Source organism: uncultured Enterovirga sp., from assembly GCF_964242715.1.
GTDB lineage: Bacteria > Pseudomonadota > Alphaproteobacteria > Rhizobiales > Beijerinckiaceae > Enterovirga.
On sequence record NZ_CAXTAZ010000022.1, the window covers coordinates 37,847 to 60,948 of the forward strand.

General features: G+C 65.0%; 24 protein-coding genes, 1 tRNA gene and 1 pseudogene. 6 read left to right on the top strand and 20 right to left on the bottom strand.

What is annotated here, in order from left to right; translation table 11 throughout:
• Window positions 1–24: 24 nt before the first annotated feature.
• The 5 genes from pal to tolQ all read right to left on the bottom strand — a co-directional run bounded on the left by pal (window position 25) and on the right by tolQ (window position 4,650).
• Window positions 25–585 carry a peptidoglycan-associated lipoprotein Pal gene (gene pal / locus ACFE87_RS12660; protein ID WP_375459996.1) on the bottom strand — a complete coding sequence of 187 codons (561 nt, stop codon included), beginning with the start codon at window positions 583–585 and terminating at the stop codon, window positions 25–27.
• 162 nt (window positions 586–747) lie between these two features.
• Entirely contained in the window at window positions 748–2,079 is a 1,332-nt protein-coding gene (gene tolB / locus ACFE87_RS12665) for a Tol-Pal system beta propeller repeat protein TolB (protein WP_375459997.1), read from the bottom strand.
• 120 nt (window positions 2,080–2,199) lie between these two features.
• Complete coding sequence (tolA, locus tag ACFE87_RS12670) at window positions 2,200–3,450, bottom strand: cell envelope integrity protein TolA (protein ID WP_375459998.1); 1,251 nt, start codon at window positions 3,448–3,450, stop codon at window positions 2,200–2,202.
• 22 nt (window positions 3,451–3,472) lie between these two features.
• Window positions 3,473–3,919: an ExbD/TolR family protein gene (locus ACFE87_RS12675; RefSeq protein ID WP_375459999.1), complete on the bottom strand. Its 447-nt coding sequence runs from the start codon at window positions 3,917–3,919 to the stop codon at window positions 3,473–3,475.
• An 11-nt stretch (window positions 3,920–3,930) separates the two neighbouring features.
• The gene (gene tolQ / locus ACFE87_RS12680) at window positions 3,931–4,650 is read right to left on the bottom strand and encodes a protein TolQ (protein WP_375460000.1); all 720 of its coding nucleotides are present in this window, start codon (window positions 4,648–4,650) and stop codon (window positions 3,931–3,933) included.
• Between the two features lie 357 nt (window positions 4,651–5,007).
• Here tolQ and ACFE87_RS12685 point away from each other — a divergent pair.
• The 4 genes from ACFE87_RS12685 (at window position 5,008) to ACFE87_RS12700 (ending at window position 6,399) form a co-directional block, all read left to right on the top strand.
• A tRNA-Ser gene (locus ACFE87_RS12685) sits at window positions 5,008–5,097 on the top strand.
• A 167-nt stretch (window positions 5,098–5,264) separates the two neighbouring features.
• On the top strand, window positions 5,265–5,588 hold the full coding sequence (locus ACFE87_RS12690; RefSeq protein WP_375460001.1) for a hypothetical protein: 324 nt from the start codon (window positions 5,265–5,267) through the stop codon (window positions 5,586–5,588).
• A gap of 198 nt (window positions 5,589–5,786) precedes the next feature.
• Window positions 5,787–5,999 carry a hypothetical protein gene (locus ACFE87_RS12695; protein WP_375460002.1) on the top strand — a complete coding sequence of 71 codons (213 nt, stop codon included), beginning with the start codon at window positions 5,787–5,789 and terminating at the stop codon, window positions 5,997–5,999.
• Between the two features lie 91 nt (window positions 6,000–6,090).
• Entirely contained in the window at window positions 6,091–6,399 is a 309-nt protein-coding gene (locus ACFE87_RS12700; RefSeq protein ID WP_375460003.1) for a hypothetical protein, read from the top strand.
• On the opposite strand, the pseudogene ACFE87_RS12705 reads toward ACFE87_RS12700, so the two are convergent.
• The 8 genes and pseudogenes from ACFE87_RS12705 to ACFE87_RS12740 form a co-directional block, all read right to left on the bottom strand.
• Window positions 6,379–6,498 (bottom strand): annotated as a pseudogene (locus ACFE87_RS12705) (IS1595 family transposase); the annotation flags it as partial. The gene ACFE87_RS12700 and the pseudogene ACFE87_RS12705 sit on opposite strands and share 21 nt — an antisense overlap.
• Before the next feature lie 571 nt (window positions 6,499–7,069).
• On the bottom strand, window positions 7,070–7,261 hold the full coding sequence (locus ACFE87_RS12710) for a hypothetical protein (protein ID WP_375460004.1): 192 nt from the start codon (window positions 7,259–7,261) through the stop codon (window positions 7,070–7,072).
• A gap of 472 nt (window positions 7,262–7,733) precedes the next feature.
• Window positions 7,734–8,024, bottom strand: coding sequence for a hypothetical protein (locus tag ACFE87_RS12715; protein ID WP_375460005.1), 291 nt, complete (start codon window positions 8,022–8,024; stop codon window positions 7,734–7,736).
• A 433-nt stretch (window positions 8,025–8,457) separates the two neighbouring features.
• The gene (locus tag ACFE87_RS12720; protein WP_375460006.1) at window positions 8,458–9,213 is read right to left on the bottom strand and encodes a Crp/Fnr family transcriptional regulator; all 756 of its coding nucleotides are present in this window, start codon (window positions 9,211–9,213) and stop codon (window positions 8,458–8,460) included.
• Between the two features lie 149 nt (window positions 9,214–9,362).
• Entirely contained in the window at window positions 9,363–9,599 is a 237-nt protein-coding gene (locus tag ACFE87_RS12725; RefSeq protein WP_375460007.1) for a DUF6894 family protein, read from the bottom strand.
• Window positions 9,600–9,629: 30 nt separating this feature from the next.
• Window positions 9,630–10,148 (bottom strand): hypothetical protein, encoded by a 519-nt coding sequence (locus ACFE87_RS12730; protein WP_375460008.1) that lies wholly within the window; start codon window positions 10,146–10,148, stop codon window positions 9,630–9,632.
• A gap of 1 nt (window position 10,149) precedes the next feature.
• Window positions 10,150–10,623, bottom strand: a complete 474-nt coding sequence (locus ACFE87_RS12735; RefSeq protein ID WP_375460009.1) for a hypothetical protein — start codon at window positions 10,621–10,623, stop codon at window positions 10,150–10,152.
• Window positions 10,624–10,626: 3 nt separating this feature from the next.
• Entirely contained in the window at window positions 10,627–11,325 is a 699-nt protein-coding gene (locus ACFE87_RS12740; RefSeq protein WP_375460010.1) for a hypothetical protein, read from the bottom strand.
• 154 nt (window positions 11,326–11,479) lie between these two features.
• Between ACFE87_RS12740 and ACFE87_RS12745 the strand changes: the two genes are divergently transcribed.
• Both ACFE87_RS12745 and ACFE87_RS12750 read left to right on the top strand, forming a co-directional pair.
• Window positions 11,480–11,629, top strand: a complete 150-nt coding sequence (locus tag ACFE87_RS12745) for a hypothetical protein (protein WP_375460011.1) — start codon at window positions 11,480–11,482, stop codon at window positions 11,627–11,629.
• On the top strand, window positions 11,626–11,931 hold the full coding sequence (locus ACFE87_RS12750; RefSeq protein WP_375460012.1) for a hypothetical protein: 306 nt from the start codon (window positions 11,626–11,628) through the stop codon (window positions 11,929–11,931). The genes ACFE87_RS12745 and ACFE87_RS12750 overlap by 4 nt, the downstream gene beginning before the upstream one ends.
• A gap of 465 nt (window positions 11,932–12,396) precedes the next feature.
• Here the strand turns inward: ACFE87_RS12750 and ACFE87_RS12755 are convergent, their stop codons facing one another.
• The 7 genes from ACFE87_RS12755 to ACFE87_RS12785 form a co-directional block, all read right to left on the bottom strand.
• Window positions 12,397–13,209 carry a DUF2971 domain-containing protein gene (locus tag ACFE87_RS12755; RefSeq protein WP_375460013.1) on the bottom strand — a complete coding sequence of 271 codons (813 nt, stop codon included), beginning with the start codon at window positions 13,207–13,209 and terminating at the stop codon, window positions 12,397–12,399.
• A 242-nt stretch (window positions 13,210–13,451) separates the two neighbouring features.
• On the bottom strand, window positions 13,452–13,760 hold the full coding sequence (locus tag ACFE87_RS12760; protein ID WP_375460014.1) for a hypothetical protein: 309 nt from the start codon (window positions 13,758–13,760) through the stop codon (window positions 13,452–13,454).
• Window positions 13,757–14,251, bottom strand: coding sequence for a hypothetical protein (locus tag ACFE87_RS12765; protein ID WP_375460015.1), 495 nt, complete (start codon window positions 14,249–14,251; stop codon window positions 13,757–13,759). The genes ACFE87_RS12760 and ACFE87_RS12765 overlap by 4 nt, the downstream gene beginning before the upstream one ends.
• Before the next feature lie 95 nt (window positions 14,252–14,346).
• Window positions 14,347–16,101: a terminase gene (locus ACFE87_RS12770; RefSeq protein WP_375460016.1), complete on the bottom strand. Its 1,755-nt coding sequence runs from the start codon at window positions 16,099–16,101 to the stop codon at window positions 14,347–14,349.
• Between the two features lie 56 nt (window positions 16,102–16,157).
• Complete coding sequence (locus tag ACFE87_RS12775) at window positions 16,158–16,733, bottom strand: terminase small subunit (protein WP_375460017.1); 576 nt, start codon at window positions 16,731–16,733, stop codon at window positions 16,158–16,160.
• Window positions 16,720–16,944, bottom strand: coding sequence for a hypothetical protein (locus ACFE87_RS12780; protein WP_375460018.1), 225 nt, complete (start codon window positions 16,942–16,944; stop codon window positions 16,720–16,722). Before ACFE87_RS12780 ends, ACFE87_RS12775 begins: the two co-directional genes overlap by 14 nt.
• A complete protein-coding gene (locus ACFE87_RS12785; RefSeq protein ID WP_375460019.1) occupies window positions 16,941–23,084 on the bottom strand; it encodes an LPD38 domain-containing protein in 6,144 nt (2,047 codons plus the stop codon). Before ACFE87_RS12785 ends, ACFE87_RS12780 begins: the two co-directional genes overlap by 4 nt.
• Window positions 23,085–23,102: the final 18 nt, after the last annotated feature.

Here is a 23,102-nt window from a genome sequence, read left to right on the forward strand (position 1 = left end):
CGGCCCCACGGTTGCCGTGTGCGATCAGGAGGAGGCGCCACCCTCGAGCGCCGTCACGGCGCGGCGGTTCTGCGACCAGCACGAGATGTCGTTGCAGACCGCGACAGGGCGTTCCTTGCCGTAGGACACCGTCCGAACCCGCGAGCCCGAGACACCCCGCGAGGCGAGATAGTCACGCACCGTCTGGGCCCGACGGGCGCCGAGCGAGAAGTTGTATTCACGCGTGCCGCGCTCGTCCGCATGCCCCTCGATCAGGATGCGGTAGCGGGGATAGCGGCCCAGCCATTCGCTCTGGCGGTCGAGCGTGGCGGTCGCGGTCGAGGTGAGGTCGGAGGAATCCGACTCGAAGAAGACCCGGTCGCCGACATTCACGGCGAAATCCTGGGCCGAACCCGGGGTCGAGGGACCACCCGCGCCGTAGCGGCTGCCCGCGCCGCCGGCACCGCCGGCCCCACCCGCGCCATCGGCAAGCTGGTCGGGCGTCGTCGAGCAGGCCGCGATCGACAGCGCCAGCCCCGCAGCCGCCACTAACCTGAAGAAGGCGCTCCGGCGGCTGCTCCGGTTGCTCTTGGGAGCCATCATCATCTCTCGTCTCCTGCGCTCCGCTTCGCCAAATTCGGCGTCGGCGGCGACCAATCCGTAACCTTCACACAACGTGAAGCGGCTTTCCGCACCTTTAACGATGGGGACGAGCCGCCGGCATGGTTAGCGCGACGTGAATGCCGGCCGCGTGTGCCGACGCACGCACTAGGAACCGCTGCCGAGAAGCGGCGACCAGCTCGGATCGGAGGCGAAGGACGGGGTCGGCAGAGAAACCTCGACCTTCCCGGTGATGTCGATCATGAAAAGCTTTCCGCCCGACTGGCCGCCCGGATCACGGAAGATCACGAGATACTGGCCATTCGGCGCCCATGTCGGTCCCTCGTTGTGGAAACCTTCCGTCAGGACGCGCTCGCCCGAGCCGTCCGACCGCATCACGCCGATCCCGAAACCGCCGGGCCGCTGCTTGGTGAAGGCGATCAGGTCGCCGCGCGGCGACCAGGCCGGCTGCGAATAGGCGCCCTCCCCGAAGGACAGCCGGCGCGGGCTCGAGCCGTCCGAACCCATGACATAGATCTGCTGCTTCCCGCCGCGATCGGATTCGAAGATGATCTGCGAGCCGTCCGGCGAATAGGACGGCGAGGTGTCGATCGCGCTGGAATTCGTCAGACGCGTCGTCTGTTTCGAGCCGAGATCCATGGCGTAGATATTCGAGTTTCCGCCCTCCTGGAGGGCGATCAGCAGCCGGCGCCCGTCCGGCGAGAAGCGCGGGCTCGATGTCATGTCGTCGAAATTGCCGACGACCTGCCGGGTCCCGGTCTCGAGATTGATGATCTGCACCCGCGGCTGCTGCCCGGCGGGCTGCGACATGAAGGCGATGTCCTGCGTCACCGGCGAGTAGCGGGGCGAGACGACCGAGCTGTCGCCCTGTGTCAGGTAGCGCAGGTTGGCGCCGTCCTGGTCCATCACGGCGAGGCGCTTGCGGCGTTGCTCCTTCGGCCCCGATTCATCCACGAAGGCGATCCGGGTGTCGAAGTAGCCCCCGACGCCGGTGATCTTGGAATAGACCGCATCCGCGATGATATGGCCGAGCCGCCGGACGCTCTTCTCCCCCGTTCCGTATTGCTGCCCGATCACCTGCTGGCCGGCCACCACGTCCCAGAGCCGGAACTCGGCCTTGAGCCGGCCGGACCCGTCCCGCGTCACCCGTCCCGTGACGAGGCCCTGCGCGCCGGTCTGGCGCCAGGCCCCGAAATTCGGCGCCGCGTCGAAGGAGGGACGCTCCGGAAAGCGGCCGCGGTCGATCGGGGCGAAATAGCCCGACCGGCCGAGATCGGCCGAGACGATGCCGGAGACGAGGGTGGACATCTCGCCCTCCCCCGCAAAATCCGCGACCGCGATCGGGATCGGCTGGAAATTGCCGCGCCGCACGTCGATCACGAGTTCGGCCCGGGCCGCCGGAGCAAGGACCGGGAGAGCCGCGAGGGCGGTGCCGGCCATGAAAGCCCGGCGGTCGAGAAAAGTGCTTGGCGAGGTCATGCTGCGCTGTTTCGATTCTGGTTCGGTGTCATGGCCGGGCCTGTCGCGGCCACCTCGATGGGCCTCGGAACGTCATGGGCGGCACAAGCCCGGCCATGACGACCAGGAGGCATGGCCACATCACCCGACCTCCCGTGGATCGAAATCGACCACGAGGTCCTTCCAATCCTGGTAGAACGGCGCGAACTGGGCGGGGATGCGGAGCGGTGCACAGCGCCGGGTGGCGCGGAGCGCCGAATCCGCCACGGGCCGGAAGAGCGGATCGCTTGAGGAATTCATCAGCGAGGGCTCGGTCGAGAGCGAGCCGTCCTGTTTCAATCCGAGCCTGATCACCGCCGTCGGCGGCTTCTGGGCGCTCTGCACGGCGATCGGCGGCTGCCAGCATTTGATCAGCTGTTCTCGGATCAGGCCGGCGATCTGGTCGCGCTGGCTCGGATTGAGCTTGGGCGCGTTGCCGGTCTCGGTGCCGAGCGAGGCGGTCTTCTGCACCTCGCGACCGGTCGAGCCCGAGGACCGCGCCGCCTCCTTCGAGGCGAGGAGGCGCGAGATGTCGCCCGGATCGAATTTGTCGGCAGCCTCGGCCTGGCGGCGGGCCTTCGACTCGGCTTCGGCTTTCGCCTTGGCGGCCTTGAGCTCCGCGACCTTCTTCCGCTCGGCCTCCCGCTTCGCTTTCGCGTCGGCCTCGGCCTTGGCGTCCGCCTTGGCCTTGGCGTCGGCCTCCTTGATCTTCCGGTCCAGCTCCGCCTTGGCGTCGGCGTCGGCCTTGGCCTTTGCCCTCGCCTCGGCGCGCGCCTGATCGGCCGCTTCCTTCTCGGCCGCGGCGGCCGCCTTCTCCTCGGCCTCCTCGCGCTGCGCTAGCTTCAGGGCTTCGGCACGAGCGGCCTCCGCCTTGGCTGCGGCGGCTTCGGCCTTCGCTGCGGCCTCGACCTTGGCCGCCGCTTCGGCCTTCGCGACCTCCTGGCGGTCGGGACGGGCGGGCGGCGGGGGCGGCGCCGGTTCGGGCTTCGCGGCCTCGGCCTGTTTCGGGGGGGCGGGCGCCGGCTCGACCTCCTCGTCGGCGATCTTCACCTCGGCGGGGCGTTTCGGTGGCGAGGGCACGTCGTCCTTCGCCTCCCCCGGCGCGCGCTGCACATGGGCATCCGCGACGCGCTCGGCTCGCGGAGCCGGGGTCGGCTGCACCTTCGCCGCGGTGATCTCCCCACGCGTGATCTCGGAGAACTGGTTGTCGGTGATGACCTCGACCGGAATGCCTTCCTGAGCGTCGGGCAGCTTCGTCGCCGTGAAGGCAGAGAGCCCGGCCGCGAGCAGCCCGACATGCGCGAGCCCGGACAGCCAGAAACCCGGCTCGGATCGATCGAAGGAGAGCGCCACGCCGAACCGCGTCCCGCCCGCGCTACCGGGCGTCCGGCTCGGTGACGAGCGCCACGCGGCGGAAGCCGCCGCTCGTCACGATCGCCATCACCTGGGCGACGCGCCCATATTCGACCCGCTTGTCGCCGCGCACGAAGACCCGCTCCTCCGCGCCGTTCTTGGCGGCGCCGTTCAGCCGCGGCACGATCTCGTCGTCCCGCAGCGGCGCCTCGGCGAGATAGACCTGGCCGGTCTGCCGGATCGAGAGCGTGAGCGGCTTCGCGTCAGAGTTGAGCTGCCCGGCCGAGGTCTGCGGCAGGTCGAGCGGCACACCCACCGTCATCATCGGGGCCGCGACCATGAAGATGATGAGGAGGACGAGCATGACGTCGATGAACGGCGTCATGTTGATTTCGTTGATGACATTCGTACGGCGGCCTCGCCGGCGGCGCCGGCCGCCACCATGACCGAGACCTTGTGCGAGAGACATGGGTGCCTCTCTCAGGCCGCGAGCGGCAGGCGTTCGTCGATCTGCCGGGACAGGATCGCCGAGAACTCGTCCGCGAAACCTTCCATCCGGGCCTGCTGACGGGCGACCTCGGCCTGGAGCTTGTTATAGGCGAGCACCGCCGGGATCGCCGCGAAAAGGCCAATCGCGGTGGCGAACAGCGCCTCCGCGATGCCGGGCGCCACGACCGCTAGGCTCGTGTTCTTCGAGGCCGCGATCGACGTGAAGGCGTTCATGATGCCCCAGACCGTGCCGAAGAGGCCGATATAGGGCCCGGCGGAGCCGATCGAGGCCAGAAAAAGGAGACGGGAATCGAGCCGCTCGACCTCGCGCTGGATCGTGACGTCCAGCACCTTGTCGATGCGGCGGGACAGGCTCGCGACCTGGCGACCGGACCCTTCGAAGGAGCGCTTCCACTCGCGCATCGCGGCCACGAAGGTCGCGGCGAGGCCAGAATCGGGGTTCTCCTGGTGTGTGCGGTAGAGTTCCTCCAGCGACTGACCCGACCAGAACAGGTCCTCGAAGCGGTTCGAGGCGGCTTTGGTGCGCCGGAACAGGAGCGTCTTGTCGATGATGATGGCCCAGCACCAGACGGAGGAGACGAGGAGGCCGATCATCACCGCCTTGACGACGAGATGGGCACTCCAGAACAATCCCCACAGCGAGAAGTCCTGAGCGGCGGGCATCGCCGCCATGGCGTCGGCCGGGTTCATCGCTGGGTCATGTCCTCATGGCGGGCGGCCGGCGCGGGATGCCGCCTCCCTCTCGATCCGATCTCGACGGGACCCGGGCTGGATCACGGAAAAATCTGTCGAAAGTAAGAGCATCGGCTTCGACGGGCCGTTCGGTACGGTCACCAAACCCTTAACGCCCATCCGAGGTTAAGGTCCGGTATACGGGCCTCAGCCGGGCTGGGCGGCGCGCCCGTCGACGGCACTCCTTCGCGTCAGCAGGCCCGCCGCTCCCGGTCGACCTACCGGTTGCGCCGCACCGGACGGGACTATACAGCACCCGGCCGGCTGCTTCCGGAAACGTGTCGCCGCGATGCATCGCGGCCCGCAGCGGCAATCGGAGGGGTGGCCGAGTGGTTGAAGGCGCACGCCTGGAAAGTGTGTAGGCGGGAAACCGTCTCGGGGGTTCGAATCCCCCTCCCTCCGCCATCGACCCTATTTACGTCCTTGTCATCATTGATGTTTTTGCCGATCGCCTCAGCACCGCCCCAACTTTTATCCCAACTATCGCTGCGGGCTGTTACGAACGAGCGCGAACGGCGTTGAGGCCGTGGATCTTGATCGGGACAGCCATGCGAGTTTTGACGGGGTGCGTTGTGGCGGCTGCGCTCGGGTGGTGGGTCGCCGACCATCGTTCGGCAGGAGTGGCGCTGGAGCTGCCGCAGTCCGCTCGTCCGACCTATGTTGAGAGCGCCGCCCAGGCGGACAAAGCTGCCGGGGCAGCTCGCACCGAGGAGCGAGGCCGCCAAACCCGGATAAAGATCGAGGCCGCCATTGCTGCGCTTGAGGCCGAGGGCGTTAGCCGGGACGATCTGAAGGAGTACTTCTGGGACGAGATCGCCGAGCAACTGCAGGACGGCCCTGAGGATGGGACCGATTCGCATGGTTCGGCTGAAGACCCGGATCAGGCCCGACGCTGAACTGCCCTTCCCGGCAAGCTCGGCCACCCGGACCAGATTGCCGGGGCGGTTAAGGTGAGTCAGCAGAGTAGGGCCGGCCGGGAGTGCGGCGTGCGCAGGGTCAGGCGAACGCGATCACGGCGATCGGACCATTGTAAGGCCGAGGAGGATGAGGCGACATAGCGGCCTGCTTGTAGGCTGCCGTCAAAGGAGCAACGCATGAGCGAACCGAGCGACGATCACGTGCTCGCGAGGGCGAAACAGACCCTCGCGCAGAAGGGCCGCAACGATCGATCCTGGGACAAGCGGGCTGCGAAGCACCAAGAGGAGGAGGGCCACACGACGCTCCGCCTCTCAGACAGAGAGCGTTCCGAATACCTCGACCAAGCGCGACACGAACTCCGCAGCAAGGTGGACCCGGGCGAGAAGTGAGGTCCGCGAGCCGCGTCCACCAAGGGCGCGGGAGCAGGGCCAGTTCGGCCGGCATCTTGCCCCGCCCCAATCCCGGCGCCGAGATGGTCGCATGAACAGCCGCCCGGTACCCGACGAGTTGGCCGAGGCCGTAGCTCAGGTGATCTACGACGAGTTGGCGGCGTCTCTGCAGCCCGTCGCTGCCGACGGCACCGCCGACCCCGTGGCCATCAACATGGCGGCTGACACCTCCGACGAGGCGACTTACGACCTCCTGTCCGTCACGTTCGATGAGGACGAGGGGGAGGTGATTGAGTGGGCGGACGCTCTGAAGCGGCGAGCTGACGCGGGGATCCTGGAAACGCTACGGGATGCGGACGAGCCGACCTCAGCCAGGAACTTAGCCCTTCCACTGCCGTGACACAGGATGCGTCAGGCCGGCGTGGGCCGCCATGAGGTACTGGACGCCGTTGCTGACCCGACGATGATCCTCGCGCCACGCCATCCCTGCGAGCGCTGCCTCCTACCCCACCCTCCACCCGACTGCATCAGCCAGGTCGCCGTCGCACGCCGGCGCTCCCTGCTGTATGCGTAGGTAAGATCAGGAGCGGGCGCCGTGTACGTAGTGAAAGCAACCGGCAGAACAGGGCCTGCCAGCTTCGCCTGCGGGTCGGCATATCAGGCCCTTGTCAAGGCAGACGACTTGACCGATCGCGGCTTCAAGGAGATCCGGATTATCGATCCGAATGGTAAGGAGTGGACCGTAAGCGCTCTCGAACGGTCGCTCTAGCCGCCTCTGCAGGTTCACCGCGCCTGCTGCGCCATCACCCGTGATAGGGCGGGCCCTGGCTCACGTACACGAACCAGGGCCCGGGCTATCACCAGCACGAGAGCTGGGCGGTTCAGGTGACCAGCGACAGCCAAGGCGATGCTAGCGCGGAACAGGGGGCCGGGCAGTGATTGCTCAAAACATAGTAAAATGCCGCTCGCGGCTTTGTCGCGAGGAGCGGGTGCCGCCTCGCCTTCATCCTTCGTGAACCGCTACTCGGTAACGATCAGGAGGGGCGGCCCTCCTGTCTCGCGTGACGCCCTCATATCCCCTTTGCCCGCGGCTCCGGCCGAGAGGCGCGCCACGTGTCGTAGAGCTCCGGCACGGCAGGACCCTTGGCTACCATGATCTTCCGGTGCCCTTTGGCCCTGAGCTGGGCAACGTAGAGGTCGACGTCGACCACGGTCTTCATCGTGGCTTTAGTCGCACCAATCTGGCCGATTGAGATCACCATGAACATCGTGCAGCCTTGCGCCGTCCCGTCGGGCCGCGCAACGGCATGTACGGGGGCACTCAGTCTCCCTCGCGGCCGGGTACATCCCGTAGGGACCGCGGCCGATCCTGCGCCTCCCACCCGTCGCACCACGCCTTGCTGATCGCGCCGCAGTCCAGGAACTGACACCGGCTGCTAGAGGCTCGGCTTACGCCGAGCGGACAGGCATGATGGCCGCGACACCTTCGTGAGCCGAATCACGGACCGGGCATAAGGACAGCCGGACAGTTCGGGGCTACATTCGCCGGGCGAACCTCTTCAAGGGCCACGCGGGGGCGTCATTCCTCTGAATCACCCGCCCGAACAGGCAGAGACCGTTAGCGGCTTTCCCGGCGACGCCCGGTCGGCAATCGTACGCACTCCCTTAACTTCTTGTTGCGCTTGAAACCGAGCGTCCCGTCAGCTCGTACCTGTACGAATGAATGCAACCAAATCACGACACCGCGACAAGATCGTCATGGCGACAGTCGGCGTTACGATCCTTGGCGCCACAGGTGCATGGACCGTTTTTTTGGGCTGGCTGTTCTTCAAAGCCATCGAATTGATGTTCGCCTAGGTAGGTCGCCTCCATTCGAGGGCCACGGCAGTCGCGAGAACCGTTCCGCTCGCGATTAATGGTCGCGACGAGTGAGGCCAGACCCAAAACCGGCCAGAGAACGATCGCACCTGCCACGCCCGAGACAATCGCCACTTTTGAATAATCTCCAACCGATTGCCCGAGCATCGAAGCCTCCCCAGTTCTCGACGACTAGGGACAGGCTCTGCCCACATTTTGAACGTGGCAAGCCCAATCTTTAGTCACGGACACCGCGAGTGCAGCCGCCAAGGAGATTGCCGAAGGCGCTAGATCGCGAGGACGTGACTGAATGGCCAAGGGCGTTCTAGCCGAGCTGGACGGCGCTAAGCCTGATCCGGGTCCAGTAGCGGGGAAGTTGTCGGCGATGTCGCAACGAGCACGGCCGCTAAGATCACGGCAGAACTGATAGTCAAAAGCGCAAGAGCTTTGAGTGGGTCGAACGTCCGAGAGCCGCATCATGGACGTGACCCGGCATAAAGACAGCCGGACCGTGCGGGGCTACATTCGACGGGCAAACCTGTTCAAGGGCCATGCCGGAGCGTCGTTCCTCTAACCGGCTGGGGGACGGCCCGCAGAGAACCTACTGCACAATTCCGCGCTGGTCGATTTTCGAGGCGGCAAGATGCAGGTAGCCTGCATCGAACTGGCCGGCTCCTTTCAAGCCCGCCCAATCAGTCGCTTGTAGCTTCTTCGCGTTCAGGCTGATTAATCCAGCGTCTTTCAGGGCTTTGAGAGTTCGGTTGACGTGAACCTCGGTCATGCCCGTCGCCTCTCCCAGTTCCCTTTGCGTTACTGGGAATTCGCAGGTGTGATCCTCGGCCAAGCCGACGGCTTCACTCCGTACGAGCGTCTCGCAGAGGAGATGGGCGAGACGGGGGTATGCGGTTCGCTGTCCGACATTGGCGATCCACTCCTTGAAGATCGAGGCCTCGATGAGGGTCGCGCGCCAAAGCGCGTCCGTGATGCGGGGGAACTGCCGACAGAGATCCCGGATGGCCTTGTGCTCAATAAATGCCACCTGGCACGGCGTCAGGGTGCTGATCCCGCTGTCCATCGTTTCGAGGTGGAGGCTCAGCAGGTCCGGCATATCCCCCGCAATCTGGAAGGCAGTGATCTGGCGCTGACCGGTCAGGAGCAACTTGGTTACGGCAGCATAGCCGCCAAGGATCAGACAGCAGTGAGACGGGCTGTCCCCTTCGCGAGCGATATCCTGGTCCGCTCCCAGGGCTGCGACGCGCATCGGCAGAGCGGCAATTGCGCTCTTTTCGTCTTCCGAAAGGGCGAAGATACTTTCCAGCTTTCGGACGAGCGGGTGATTGTGGGCTGCGGCGGTCACGTTACTCTCGCTGCTATGCAGGCGGGAGCGCGCGGTCTCTCAGCCGTCAGAGCCTACGAGTGGTGACCAACGATGGTCCTGGTATAGTCAGAACGTCGGTAGGAGGCAACGACGATCGTTGGCTCCCCGTCGACCGACATCTGTTCTGCCTACGCTCGGGGAACGCCCTCAGCGTAGAATCTGAGAGCACAAACGGTTTTGCCGGTCTCGTCTGTTACCCACATGCGCCAATCCTCGTCGTTCCAGAACTGACCGGAGAGGTCTGTCAACATCTCGCCGGAGGCCCGGACGGCTTTAGCTCTGGCGTCGTCGGAATCGACCAGCTCGATGCCGACGTCATCAATGAATTCCGCGCTGTCGCGCACGTGGAAAAAGAAGCGCGGCACCGCCGTATCTCCTGCGGTCTGCAATAAGGCTTAACCGGAGGATGTTGCGCAAAGTTGCTGTGCGCCAATGGACAGATGGTGAGCCGGATCGTTCAGGCTCACCGGCTGGCGCCAGTCCTCCCGGTCCGCGTCGGGCTCGCGATCGTCACCGTCGTCCTCGAAATCCCGCATCCCGCCCGCTGCCCATCCGACCTGCGATGAGCCTCGATCGTGCACGGGCTCCCCGCGTGGCAGAGGCCGCCGATATTCCGGGACCGGCGGTTCAGGCCGAATGCGCGGGATTGCCTCAGGCGACCCGAGGGACGGTTCACTATCAGCATCCGGCTCGCACTCGTCGCCAGCGTCTTGCTCGCGGTCGTCGAGGCTGGTCCATGTCTTCGCCGCGACGCCCTCAGGCCATCCGAGCGACGGCTCGTCGTCATTGTCGGGCTCGAGATCCACGTCCCCGTCCAGCATGTCGAGGAGCGCGATCAGCCGCTCGACATGTGCCTCCAGCGCCTCGCGTTTCAGGAGTTCGGGCGGGACACCCTGGATGACGAGCGCACCCATCTCAGGCCACCCCGGCATAGTAGCGGCAGAGAAGGATTTCCGAGGTCGGCCGCGTTGGTTCGTCGAACAGATCAGCCACGATCTGAGCGACCCGACCCGAGGCGCCCGAGCGAAGGCAAAGCACGATGCGAAGCGCAAACCGCGCATCCTGGTCGCATCCGGAGAGCAAGCCTTCAACGGTTCGGTCTCGCATCTCGGAGAACAGGTAAGACAGTTCGTGGAGTGCCAGGGTGAGAGCCTTCGCGGGGGTCGCTGGGAGCGCGATAAAGGCGCGCTCGGCTACCTCGACTAGCTCCCATTCGTCATCGGACAGACCGGAAGGTGAGGAGTTCCCGGCTCCGGCGAGGTCGAGCCAATGCAGAAAGGCGGCATCGGAAGGCTCGACCATCGGTGCAGCCGCGACCTGAACCGAAATGCCGGCAGCGGAGGTCGCCGCGATACCGGCCAGGAGGCCGCGACGGGATGTGTTCGCCATGGCTCAGGCCCTCCCGCCGACGACGGACCGGACGGCGGCGATTAGGCCGGCGAGAAACTTGTCCTCGTCCATCCCGTCATGGGTCCGATCCTCAGTAAGGGCGGCCAGCGCCAACAGCCCGGAGGCCGTCGTCGGCGGCACGGCGAGCAGCGCGTCTCGGACCTCTGCCCATTGTTCAAAGGCCTCGTCCTTCGCTTGTTCGGTTTCAGCCTCCCTGATGACCTCCGGCGCAGCGGCGATCTGCGCGGCATCCTCGTCCAGTTCGCGATGCAGTCGGGCGCGACGCGCCTCGACCTTCGCGGGGTCGGCACCGGGCGCCTTGCCGTCGCTGTCGCAGTCCCGGTCGATCGCGACGTGATCGTGAAGGTAGACCGGCTCGGCTACCTGTTCACCAAGCGGGATTGGCTCGTAGTCGCGGCCCCGCACCATGGGCGTGAAATGACCGACCAGGGCGCGAGGCCCCCGGCGCCACTCGCTCTCCCAAAGGGCTGTCTCGGCACGACTGAAAGTCGTGATAGCGTCGCCCCAAAAGTCGAAGGCTCGAGCCTCGGCCTCGATCAGCGCGAAGACGGGATCGGTCTCGGCCGCGAGAGCAGGAGCGGCGACGGCGCCGACCGCGGCGACAGCAGTCGTGCTGGACAGGAAGGTGCGGCGGGAATGCAGGCGTGCAGGCGCGGGTGTGCTATTGGCGTGGATAGCCATTCGTCATCTCCTATCGGTGACGTGGTGGTCAGGGCCGCTCCGGTGTTCCACCACCGTTGCGGCCCGCACATTTATGGGCTATCCTGGATTAATGTCAACGCCGGATATCCAGAAAAAGAGAGGCAGAGGCCGGCCGCCTGGCGGACAAGGCAGAATGAGCGGCGTTCTGGTCCGCCTGCCCGATGCGGACCTCGTCTCTCTCGACTCGGCGATCGCCTCCGAGCCCGACCCGAAACCCTCCCGGCCCGAGGCAATACGGCGAGCGCTGGGAGAGTGGCTGAAGGCGAAGGGGATGACTGCATGAGCGGTGATCCGACTGAACAGCAGCACGCAACGGACAGTCGAACGAAGGTCCTGACCGACTTTGGCGAGAGCCTCGCTTTGAGGATGGTCTTGACCGTTCTTCTAATGACCGAGTCAAAACGTCACCCGTTCATCGGAAAGCTCTTGCAGGAACGTGCGGAGATCCAAGAGGCTTCGCTGCGGGAGGTGACAGGGGACGACGACGCGGCCAAGATTATTGCAGCAGCCTACTCAAGCTTCATCAATGACGTGATACCCAAAGGTGGCGAAGAAGCTGTCGAGGCGCCGCCGCCTGCCACCTGAGATCACCAAGCCGGCACTAGCACCCGGTGCCCCATTCCCACCGGGGTGAAGCTGAGCGTCGGCAATCAGGCGCAAGGCGCGGTGCACGGAACGTGCCTGCGCCGCTAGACGGTTGCGGGGCGCTTTCGCGCGTCTGGCCTTAGCGCTCGGAGATCCGACTATGGGGCTCTACACGAAGAATGGTCGGCCGCTGCAGGTCTCCGGCGAGACCGTGTTCAGCCGCTCCGGGAAGGTGGTCGGACGTATCCGAGGTTCGAAGGTTTACGGGCAGGACGGTCGCTACGTTGGAACCATCACCGGTGACCGCCTCGTGTATCGTTCCACCGACAAAGGTTCATCGAGCTCGACCTTCTCGACGGCTAATCGCGTTGGGTCAGCAATGGCGGCCAGCGTAGGGTCCGCCGTATGGGGCGACGAACCAAACGTTCCCGACTGACGCGAATTCTTGGCAACGCGGCGTGTGCATCAGGGAATTGCTTGGAACTCAAGCTCGTAGTTGTTCCTGGATGGGTGCACCTCGAACAGCGAGACATGAGCGTTGACCCGCCTAGCCTCTTTGCAAATTTCGACCTTAAAGTCGTCTGTCGCGCGGCAGCCTAAACAAACCTCCGCAAGTTCATCCGGATGATAGGAGTAATACACGGCATCTCTACCCTCCGGAACGGCCCATGGAACATGGATTCGCTCCTCTCTCTCGTAACTCCAATGCGTACTCTTGGAATAGATCATGCGCCTGAAGAATGCATCTAGTTGGGTCCGGCTTGTAGTATCGAGGGGAGATTGACCGTTCATCGGGGGATAAAATTTCGGCCTCGCATCAGTGTATTCGACAGGCCTCAACAGTCGAAGGAATGAGTCTCGTTCGATGTTAGGACGAAGGCCTAGCACGACCCCTCGATGCTGTTCAGCATAATGCGCCCACATCAACAAATTCGCACGATCATGCGTCGCGCAGAAAACGGCCATGCTCTGAAGTTGATCAACGACCGCTTGCCGCTCGGCTTCCAATGACCGGAGACGCATACTGAATCCGGGGTCGAGCATCTCGAGCTGCTCGACTGGAAGCGCCTTTATCAAATCAGCCCATTTTCCCGGTCCGTCCGATGCTACGATCCTTGAGACTTTCTGCACCTCTTCGACTTTAGCGCCCACTAAGGAAGCAAAACCGGTAGGGTCACGAACAATCATTTCAAAGATTTCAAGATAGGATTGCTCGTAGCGTTGTTCGACCGTCTGCTCAAAAAGATCAGAGATATAGACATCAAAAGGATCATTCATCTCTGACGGCCGTGCAAGCCGCAGAGTGCGATTCGTCAAAATCGCTCGAGCTCCATCTCTACCAACGTACTTGTAGGCAAGCTCCGTATTCTCAGCCAAACCGATCCACCTACCGACTGCCGAAATTGACACTACCACGCCGAAGCTATCGCGCTAACTGATAGGCGGTACCGCCGCCCCGGGGATCACGGCCTCTCGACAGGTTCGACGACGAGCCTACCAAAGCGGTATGCGCAGCCCGGTCATTGCCGTTCTGACTGCGCTGCTTCTCGGTCCGCAGCTTCGGCGATCCACGACCACAAGACCCGCATCTCGGCCCAATGGTGTTGGCTTTGCCGGTTCTCGACGGCCGAGACAGCGAGGAGGGCGTCGAAGCTGCCGTCCGGAGCGACGACGCGGATTGCCGTGTTGACCTGGAGCTTCGGGGCGGCGTTCTGCCAGTAGGCGCGCTCCAGCAGGTCACCGAGGCTCACGCCGGGCGGAACGATCATCTCGAAGTGGCCGAACAGCGCTCCCGCCGGCCGGAGCGAAGTGGCATTGGCGCTGATCATATCCGCGCCTCCTGAGGACGCGCCGATAATGCGTTCATTCTGATCATGCGCCGGTCGGCCGCTGAAAGGCGCGGAGCCTTCCCGTACGAGATCACGTGAGGCACCCGCCGCGCGGAGGTATCCTGCCCGAGGATCGACTCGGCCGTGAGATCATGCCGGACCATCACGATCGAGCGCTCGGTAACCTCGCGGGTCGCGTGAATGCCCCTGTCGCCGTACGGGATCAGAATGCCGATCCGGTCTCGAGAAGCCCGGTTCGACACGACGACGTCGCCCCGCCGCCCGAACCGCACCGCGGCATAGTCCGTCTTGGCCCGACCGCTCTCGGGGACGACCATGACGAGGTCGAAGCCGACCGGGAGGTCGTCGAGGTCCGCAGGCGTCAGACCGTCCAGGTCCACGGGCTGGCTCGTGATAGTGACCGGGATCGAGATGGCGGCCCGCAGCGCCTCTGCGATGGCACTGGCCTCGGACCCATTGCCTTGGCTCACCTGCCACTTGCCGCCTCGGAAGTTGGCGACGCGAAAGGGCCCAGCCTCCTCTCGAAAGACCAAGCAGTGGGAAACTGCTTTGCTCGCCATCATCATCATCTCCTTTTCGCGGTGGTGTAGCCGTAGTTGATCGCCGGCTGAGCGTTGGGACGTCCTGGGTTTCGGCTGTATTTCGCGGTCGCGTAGCCGAGGTTGACCGTGGGCACCTGAGCGCCATGGGAGCGCGCCATCTCACGACCACTCCCGTAGGCCCGCGCCATAACGAGAGCGTCGCCGCGATCGGGGGATCGACCCAGCCGGCCCCGGATCTGCTCCTTATCCTCGATCTGGATCACCCCGCCGGTCTTCAGCTTCCAGCGGGGCGCGGTCAGGTCTGCGATCAGGGCAGGATCCGGAGGAAGTGCCAGGCCATCGCCGCCGTTAGGGTCCAGGGCTTCGCGCAGACCCCACCAAAGTTCAGCCCGCTTGTTTCTGAAGCGTAGGCCATCCCTGGATTTCCCGATTGCCTCGCCGGCAAAGTTGCAGGACGTGACGGCGAGTTCCATTCCCTTGAAGTGCTCGATGACCCCTGCCGCGTAGCCGCCGCCAACGTCGAGGACGATCTCGCAACCATCCTTGGCCGAGAAGAAGACCTGGGCTGCGACCTGGGAGCCGTCCTTCGTGTCTCCCTTGATGGCGCGCGGGTGCGGGAACCAGGTGCCGAACCGGGCCTGCACGATCGTCTCGTCCGAGCCGCCATAGGCAAGGTCAACGCCTAAGGACGTCATCTTTCGCCCGGGAGGCGGCGTCTCGGTCCACCTCGCCTGTGCGAGTTTCAGCCATTCGGTCGGGATGACCTGCCAGTCGTCGTCCTGGCGCCCAGCCAGAAAGTCGCCGTTCAGTAGTTGCGAGCGCAGGGGCTCGGGGAGGTTCTGGAGGCCCGCGCGGTAGTTCGTGCCAGCCAAGAAGGGGTTGTCGTCCAGCCGAGCTGGGATGAAGGTTCGCGAGAGCGGCGTGTACTCCTCGCCCTCGATCAGGATCGGAGCGGCACGGCCTTCCGCATCAAGCTGAGGATCGTCGATCCAGATGGTGTCGTTTCCGACCCGGACGCACCATCGCAGCTCGCCGGGCAAAGCGGGACTGGCAAAGGCAGGATCCAGCCACGGAGCGAACCAGCGGAGCAGCCACTCTCCTTCGGCGCCCCGCGGCGGGTTCGAGGCAAGGATGGCCCTGCAGCGCTGGCCGGGTTTCGAGGACCGCAGCCACGCCAGGATTGATCCGACCTGCTCCTCGAGGAATTCTGCCGCCTCGTCGAAGCCCATGAAGTCGCGAGCGCGTCCGGCATAGGCCCTCCAGTCTTCGGCCTCCTTCATGCCGCCGAACTTGATCGAGGCGCCGCTCTGCAGCGTCCATTCCCGCTCGACCTTGTTGTACTCTCCGATACGCCCGAAGATCGTCCGGGAATCGGCGATGATGCCGTCCAGCTCCGTACTTTGCCGGCGAACAATGAGCGCGCGTTCATGGTTCTCGGCCGAGGCGCCGATCAGTGTCTGGGTCTTCCCGCCGGCCGCTGCGCCGCCATACAGGAGGATGTCAGCCTGACTTGTGAGAGCGGCCGTCTGCGGGCCCGGGATGGGAAGCCACGGCATCGCCAGTTCGTTGCGAAGAACGTCCGCGACGAGGCGGTATTCGTGGTCGGGCAAGGTGCGCAGTTCGCGATCGAGCGCCCGCATCTGCTCCAGCCGGGGCTGCGCCAGGAAGTCCGCCAGCTCGTCGTGCGTGCCGATCGCGCGATCTACTGCCGGTTCACGACGCAGTGCTCCGATGGGCTGGATCGGAACGACCGGGACCAGCGCGGCCTTCTCGGGCACCGAGACACGCACTCGGTGTTTGTTGGCAACGGCAGCGAGCAGTGCTCGAAGGAAGCTCATGGCCGGGCATTGCCCCCCGACAGCACCGCGAGAAGGGCCAGGGCCATACGGTCAGGCGGGGCTTCTTCACGCGCAGAAAGAGCCTCGCCGTCCTTTCCGGTCACCTCAACCTTGTCCTTGAACAGGCCATGGTACCGCCCGAGCTTTTCGAGGGCCCCCAGCTTGTCGTGAAGCTTGAACTTCACTCGACGGACGTCGCGCGCGTCCTCACCCCGGCCTTCCTTGAAGTCCTCTACCGTGACTTCGGAGAGAGCCGCCGTCTGGTCCGGCGTCAGGGAGGCATAATCGAAATAGGGATCGCCACCCGAGGTGGCCCGCATGAACTCGCCCATGTTGGCTCGCGCGATCTTCGCGAGCTCGCGCAGCACCTCGTCGGCCTGCATCTCCGCCCGCTCGGAAACTCTCTGCCGCGCCACATCGAGAGCCGTCCTGACGTGGGGCACCTTCATCAGATTGTTCGCGATCTGCTTCGCGGTACGCCTGGCATAACCGGCCCTGATCGCTGCTTGCGCGCCGTTCATGTCGATGACGTACTCCTCGACGAAACGCTCCTGTTTCCTATTCAGCGGCACGCGTCTTCTCCTTGCTTAGGCCGGCCCGCCACGTCGCCGCGAGAGCCTGAACCAGCCGCTCGTCTTCCTCGCTCGCAACCCGGGAAGGCGGCGCAGGCTCACCGGGCGGCAGTTGCGCGAGATAGTATGCCTTGAGGCACAGCATCGCGGCCCCGAGGTCGGTCTGCCGGGTCAACGGGCGTAACTGGATGACGTCGGTGACCGGGCTCATTCGTCGTCCCCCTCGTTCTGACCAGGGGTCGGCTGCGGCTCCGTGGGTGTCCGTGCCTTCCTGGTCTTTACGGATCGTGGCCGTCTCACTAGCAGGTCCTTCAGGTCGGCCTTCTCGCCATCCCTCAGGATGCGAGCCCTCACCTCCGGCCAGCGGTCGCGGACCGTGTCGAGATCGTGGATGCGCTTGGTCTTGGTCCGAGCCTCTAGTTCCGCGAACACCTCGGGCGAGAGCCGCTTGATCCGATCGAGCTGCACGGACGGGTCGACCGCCGGCACACCCTCCAGCCCAGGCGCCTTGGTGACCAAGAGGGCGTTCCGCGCGTAGGCCATCGTGAGTGCATCCAGCTCCGACATGACCTTCTCGCGCGTGGAGCCGTCCACCAGGATGGGTTTTGCGTCGCGCCGAGACAGGATCGTCTTCCCGCGCTCGACGTCACTCTCGCGGACGAGGTTGTTATTCACGAGCTGCCGCGTGACGCCGGAGATGATCGTGGCATGTGCCTGGGTCGCGTAGAGCGGGTGCATCATCTTGGCTTCGATCGGGAACCCCTGCGTCATGAGCACGGCCCAAGCGCGGCGGTCCTCGGACAGCCCTTGCAGGTATTCGGCAGCCCCGATGCGCTCCCCGGCTTTGATCTTGTTCTGGTAGGTGTCCGCGGCCTGAGCGAGACTTCCCGTCCGGAGGCGCACCTGATCCCAAAATGACTTGGCGATCTCGTTGCCCGGTGCGAGGTTCTTCGAAAGTTCGCGAAGGAGGGGAAGGTCCCAGGTCGCCGTCTTCGGACCTTTCTGCCGCAAGAGGGCATCGCTGCCCTGGATGAAGTCTTGCGCAATGCCGCCGCCGAGGGCGCGCATCACGTACTGGACCTTCATGGGAGACCAGCCGGTTGCGTCACCGATATGCTTCGCCACCTCTGACGTTCGAGCGTCATATTGCTCCGAAGGCTCGACGCCCTGGAGATATGTCGGAACGATAGGTTTTTCCTTGAAGGCGTCGTAATTCGACCGGACATTGTAGAAGACGTCGACGATCGGGTTCGAATAGGGAAGGTGATGGGCCTCACCAACAGCCTTCAGCCACTTGCTGGCGATGGTCGGGTCCCGACGGATGGCAAACTCGGTTGCGTACTCGAACAGGTCCGAAACGTTGCGGACGAACCCGAACGGCTTGGGCGAAACGAACCACCTGCCGTCACCCATGGGCAAAAGGTGATAGTTCGAGTTCCGACGCCAGGCCGATGCCTGGTTCCACTCGGGGTTCTCAGCGTTGAAATAAGCCCCTCCAGCGCCTAGAGCCGCGCCGGCTGCCAGCGTCTTCAGCCAGGCCACGCGAGCGTCGGTCAGCCGGTCGGCCTCGAGCGTGGACAGGCCTTCACCGCGCCAGCGCTTGCCCTCCAGCTTGATCATATCGCCGAAGAGCGCCCGGTACTCGCGATCGGTCCCTTGCACGGCGGCATTGAGAAAGGGCACGATGCGACGTATGGCTCCCATGTGCGAGCCGGCCTTGCGGAAGTCGATGTAGTCGTTCGACTTGAAGGTGGCGTACAGGACCGAGTTCATGTCATCGAAGCCGAGGCCTTGCGCCTGCCTGTAGTAGGACTGGAATAGACCGGCCCTCGTAGATGCTTCCGAGATTTCGATGACCTTGGCTGCTCCATGGGCCAGCCGCCGGGGATCAACGATGGATTTCTGCCGGAACGCCTGCGCGTGGTGACCGAAGGCACTCGATTCGATCGCATCGTTGATGAGGCCGCCGGCGATACCGCCGTGTCCGATGTACTTTTCGAAGTCACCGCCCTGGAAGATGACGTCCAGCCCGCCCTTCATGGCGCTGTAGAACGGGATGTAGTTGCGGCCGGCCGTCGCGGTGGACGTGAGCTGATCTCGGACGAAGTTCCGATAGATGAACCCAACGCTTTTCGTGACAGCGGCTCGAAGCACGGCCTGGCTGATCTGAAGGACGGAGAGAAACACGTTCTTCTCGAGGTCGCTCATCAGGTTGAGCGCCGCGTGAAGCTCCGCCCCAAAACGCCCGTCCGCGAGCCGCAATGCCCGACGCTCGCCGTTCTCGAAATAGAAGGTGATCGGCTCCTGCCCGGGCCGGATGGGTTCTTGGCGGAAGATGCGAGCGAAGACGTCGTCGCCCATCAGCATCTCGGCATGCTGCAGCAGGGCCGTGAGGTCACCGCTATCAACGTTCGCCCGCACGCCGGCCTTCTGGAGGGCGTCCATGACATCGACATGCGACGCGGTCAGGCGGTTTGCCGGGATGTGCTCGGCGATCGCTCCTGAACCCGGCCCAGCCATGTCCGCGAGTCTCGCGATCGCCCGCTTCGTGTCGTTGGCCGCAATCTCGAATTCGAGGTCGTGGACGGACTTGAAGATCATGTCGAGCGGATTGAGCGGCGAACGCTGCGACCCGCGGAACGCCTTCATCAACGAGGCGCCGGCATCTCCTGACCTCGTATTCACCGTCTGACCGGAACCAAGGTCAGACATGTCCCTGTGAAGGGGCACGTAGTCCGTGCGGACCAACGAGGCGTCGAGGTAGCCTTTCGTGAAGAGGTGCTTGTCGAAGCGGCGCTGCAACAGGTTGGTCTGGAACTCGTAGAGCTGGGTGGCTCCGTCTTTGAATCCCGGGTTAGCCGCCTCGAGCTCACCCACGGCCTTCGCGTAGTCGGCCTGGGAGAACTTGCCCGGCGGGTTCGGCAGGTCGCCTTGCAAAAAGCGGTTATACTCCGCGACCATCCGGCGAGAGACGAGATAGGCGCCGAACTCGTGCCACTGCTGCTGCGACCAGCGCCGTCCCATCGCCGTCGTGATCGCGTCGAAGTACGATGGCCCGACGAAGTCGGTCCCGTTCGCCGGGATGACACCACGCTTCAGGATCGAGTCGGCCGTTGCATGCGAGCCGGACGAGAGCCGAGCCCGGATATAGGCATCGTCCATCGGAAGGAGGTCGAGCGTCTTACCCGTGCTGTCCTTGTAGATGCGGCCGAGCCCTTCGATGGCCTTGGCGATCGGGTTCTTCGGATCGACGAACCGGGTGTAGAGGGCGTCGCGCCACTGGTAGATCGGCCGCCCAAGCGGATCGACGTCGGCGCCGCCCACGTTCCTGAGCCCGAGCACGTCCATGATGCGGGTGAACAGGCCATCGGGTGCCGGCGTGACGACGTCGGCCGTGACGATGGCCCCGGAATCCGCCCGGTGCATGGCGTCGAGAGAGACGCGCATTTCATCGAGGGCGTGGGCCTGATCCGGCATGCTCGTCCGCAGGACGCGGTCGAGTTCCGCAGCCGCCTTCGGATAGGTCTTCTGTGCGAAAGGCCGGTTGGTGACGTAGAGGCGAAACAGCTCGGCGAAGGCTTCCGCGTCCCCAGTTGGCCCCTGGCCCGCGCCTACGGCGGCAAGCTCGCCGCGGTTGCGGATGACGATCGGGTCGATGCTGGGCTTGGTGAGCGGGTTGAGGTGAAGGCTGTGCCCAACCTCGTGGATGACCGTGTCGAGATCGGACAGGCTGCGGACCCGCGCGACACCGGACTTCGTGTTGTACGTGCCCTGAGCGCCTGGCGTGACGCGGCCGGTGCGGAGGATCGTGTCGAAATCGGCAGCGAACTTTGCGGCCAGATCCTCAAGCCGCCCGACCCGCGTGTCGCCGGGCACGGTGCCCTGGTCCGCAAGCGGCCTGCCCTTCTCCAGTTCGTTGCCGTGAGGACTGACGGGACCTTTGCGGAACAGCTCTTCCTGGATCGCCCGACCTTCCGACCGGACGTGCGCATCGACGTCGGCTAGTTCAGCGGCCCGAGATGCCGCTGCCCCTGCTTCATCGCCTCGGAGGCCCGGTCCTCCAAGATCGCTCCCCGATCGAGAAGGCCCTGGTCCTCGAACTTCCGACCGACGTGCTGCATCGCCCTGCCCATCGCCAGCGCCGCGGCGGAAGAGAACAGCAGGTGCCTCTCCTGCATCTCCACGGGCGCGATCGGTGGCGAGCCGCTGAAGGTCTCCTGGTCGGACGGGCTCAAGTCCGAGGTCGAGGCCGGCATCTGCGGTGACCTTTCTGGCTTCGGTGGCATAGGCTCTCAGCCCCTCCGCGATCCGCGGCCCGCCAGCAGCGCGCCGGCCAGACGGATCATAGAACATCCGCATCCAGGCTTCGACTGTTTCCGGAACGCGATCGAAGGCGTCTTGCTGCGCGAAGAATGCATCCAGCTTCTGCCCCTGAGTGCGAAGGTCGGCCGTGCGGCTCACCGCCTCGACGAGGCTCGTGGTCAGATCGACGTCGCCACGAACTCGCCCCCCTTCGATGTCCGCCCGCATCTTCGCCCATTCCGGGGCTGCGGCGGTCAGGGCGCTCGAGATGGATTTAATGTCGTCGCTCGTGGCCTCCGTAATCCGGGACAGGACCGGAGCGTCACCGTAGGCCCGAGCCAGGACCGCGTTGCGAACCCGCGTCAGACCCTCGGCAGATAGCCCGCCCTCCGCCGTGGAGAGGGCACCTCGCTCGGCCTGTGGCAGCGCGGCCGCGAACGAACGGACGAAGTCCCGGTTAGCCACGGCCCCTAGGTCGTTCGCATTCCGGATCAGGTCCAAGCTGTCGGGCGTGAGCAATCTCGAATCTGCCAGCGCGCGCTCTGGTGCCGACATGGCGAGGGTGGACGACCGGTTCGCCGAGACCGTGAAGGCCTGACGCTCCTCTGGCGTCATCGGGGTTACGCGCTCACGGACCAGGACCGGGGCATCGTAGCCCGAGACGTCGACCCCCTTGTCGGCCAGCCATTCCCGGTATCGCTGCGCGGCCTCGCCGTTCTGCTCGTAGGCTCGACGGATAGCCTCGACTCGGCCGTTGCCGCTCTCCACCATTCCATCGGAACCGACGATCGGAGCTCCTCGATCTGCCTCTGCCGAAAAGCCAAGGCGCTCCGGCTCCAGCCCCGTCGCGATATTGCGGATTTGCTCCTGAGAGGCGGCGCGATCCCGCTGGCGAGGTTGAAGAGCGCCGTCATAGCCGCTGTCGGCAGATGTTAGGAGGTCGCGTGCCTCGACGACCACCGGGCGGACATCGACAGAGCCGCCGTCCGCGGTCGCGACCCTGTGTTCGGGCATCCGCGGAATGGGTTGGCCAAGCAACTGAGCGTCGGTTTCGAAGCGGGCGAGATCTCCGGGCAGAGGCTGAGGCGGCACTCCGACTGGCTGAGGTGCTGGCGCCACCACTGTGGCAGCGGCAGCGATGCTGGCATCAGGAGGAGGGCTCGGAGGCTCGACGGCCTGTACAGCCTCCTGTGAGGCCGGCGGCGGCACTTCCGGCCGCACCGAAGGGGCTTCTCCCGCCAGCCGCCCGCGAACGGCGCGGCTGGCGGCACCGACGCCGCGCTTCACCCCTTCGACCACGACGGGCAGCGCCGCGCCTAGTGCGCCGCCGACGACAGGCGCAGCAACGGCCTGGGTGACGTCGTATTCCTCCTGAGCGCCCGAGCCCATGCGGATGCCCTGGACCGCCTGATCGGTCAGGCCCGCTACGATGGCATTGTCCACGGCAGACCGGAGGATCGGGCGAGCACCTAGACCGGCGGCTGAGAGAAGCCGGCCGGGCACGCCAATCAGGTTCGTCGGGTCAGCCAGTACGCCGGCGATGGTGCCCGCAACCCCGGGGCCGGTGATCCTGGTCGGGTTCGAGTCGTAGGCGAGCTGTTCGTAGAAGTTGCGCTCTGCGATTGCGTCCCTTGCCGCAGTCGCTTCCGCCGGGGCCACGTTGCTCATCCACGGGTCAGCCGAGCTGACCGTGTTCGCCATGGTCGGATCGACCGCAGCGGCAGCGAGCCAAGCCCGATCCATGGCGGAGTTGCCTGGATCACGGCGCACCCTGGCCATGTCGGCGGATTCGACGGCAGCGCCGAGGATCGAATTGCTCCGGAACGCCCCGGACTGGTTCTCCGAGAACGACATGCCCTGCCGCGGACCTTTGCCCTCCAGGTCGAAGGGATTGGTCAGCCGCAAGGGGCCGGGTGCCGCGATGTCAGGCAGGCCGAGGTTATCGTCCTGGCGCAGCGGGTCGAGGGAGGGCGCAACGTCCGGCGTGATCGGGCTCGTCACCGGATCGTGGAGCGCCGTCAATGCCATGAGATCGTCAGGGCCGGGCATGACTGGCCTGCGATTCGA

Bases quoted from the DNA above. Each gene is read 5' to 3' on its own strand.
- pal (WP_375459996.1), bottom strand. From the start codon at position 585: ATGATGATGGCTCCCAAGAGCAACCGGAGCAGCCGCCGGAGCGCCTTC.
- ACFE87_RS12755 (WP_375460013.1), bottom strand. From the start codon at position 13,209: ATGAATGATCCTTTTGATGTCTATATCTCTGATCTTTTTGAGCAGACG.
- ACFE87_RS12695 (WP_375460002.1), top strand. From the start codon at position 5,787: ATGAGCGAACCGAGCGACGATCACGTGCTCGCGAGGGCGAAACAGACC.
- ACFE87_RS12715 (WP_375460005.1), bottom strand. From the start codon at position 8,024: ATGCTCGGGCAATCGGTTGGAGATTATTCAAAAGTGGCGATTGTCTCG.
- ACFE87_RS12735 (WP_375460009.1), bottom strand. From the start codon at position 10,623: ATGGCGAACACATCCCGTCGCGGCCTCCTGGCCGGTATCGCGGCGACC.
- ACFE87_RS12675 (WP_375459999.1), bottom strand. From the start codon at position 3,919: ATGTCTCTCGCACAAGGTCTCGGTCATGGTGGCGGCCGGCGCCGCCGG.
- ACFE87_RS12710 (WP_375460004.1), bottom strand. From the start codon at position 7,261: ATGGTGATCTCAATCGGCCAGATTGGTGCGACTAAAGCCACGATGAAG.
- ACFE87_RS12745 (WP_375460011.1), top strand. From the start codon at position 11,480: ATGAGCGGCGTTCTGGTCCGCCTGCCCGATGCGGACCTCGTCTCTCTC.
- ACFE87_RS12730 (WP_375460008.1), bottom strand. From the start codon at position 10,148: ATGGGTGCGCTCGTCATCCAGGGTGTCCCGCCCGAACTCCTGAAACGC.
- ACFE87_RS12785 (WP_375460019.1), bottom strand. From the start codon at position 23,084: ATGCCCGGCCCTGACGATCTCATGGCATTGACGGCGCTCCACGATCCG.
- ACFE87_RS12750 (WP_375460012.1), top strand. From the start codon at position 11,626: ATGAGCGGTGATCCGACTGAACAGCAGCACGCAACGGACAGTCGAACG.
- ACFE87_RS12740 (WP_375460010.1), bottom strand. From the start codon at position 11,325: ATGGCTATCCACGCCAATAGCACACCCGCGCCTGCACGCCTGCATTCC.
- tolQ (WP_375460000.1), bottom strand. From the start codon at position 4,650: ATGAACCCGGCCGACGCCATGGCGGCGATGCCCGCCGCTCAGGACTTC.
- tolB (WP_375459997.1), bottom strand. From the start codon at position 2,079: ATGACCTCGCCAAGCACTTTTCTCGACCGCCGGGCTTTCATGGCCGGC.
- ACFE87_RS12760 (WP_375460014.1), bottom strand. From the start codon at position 13,760: ATGATCAGCGCCAATGCCACTTCGCTCCGGCCGGCGGGAGCGCTGTTC.
- ACFE87_RS12780 (WP_375460018.1), bottom strand. From the start codon at position 16,944: ATGAGCCCGGTCACCGACGTCATCCAGTTACGCCCGTTGACCCGGCAG.
- ACFE87_RS12700 (WP_375460003.1), top strand. From the start codon at position 6,091: ATGAACAGCCGCCCGGTACCCGACGAGTTGGCCGAGGCCGTAGCTCAG.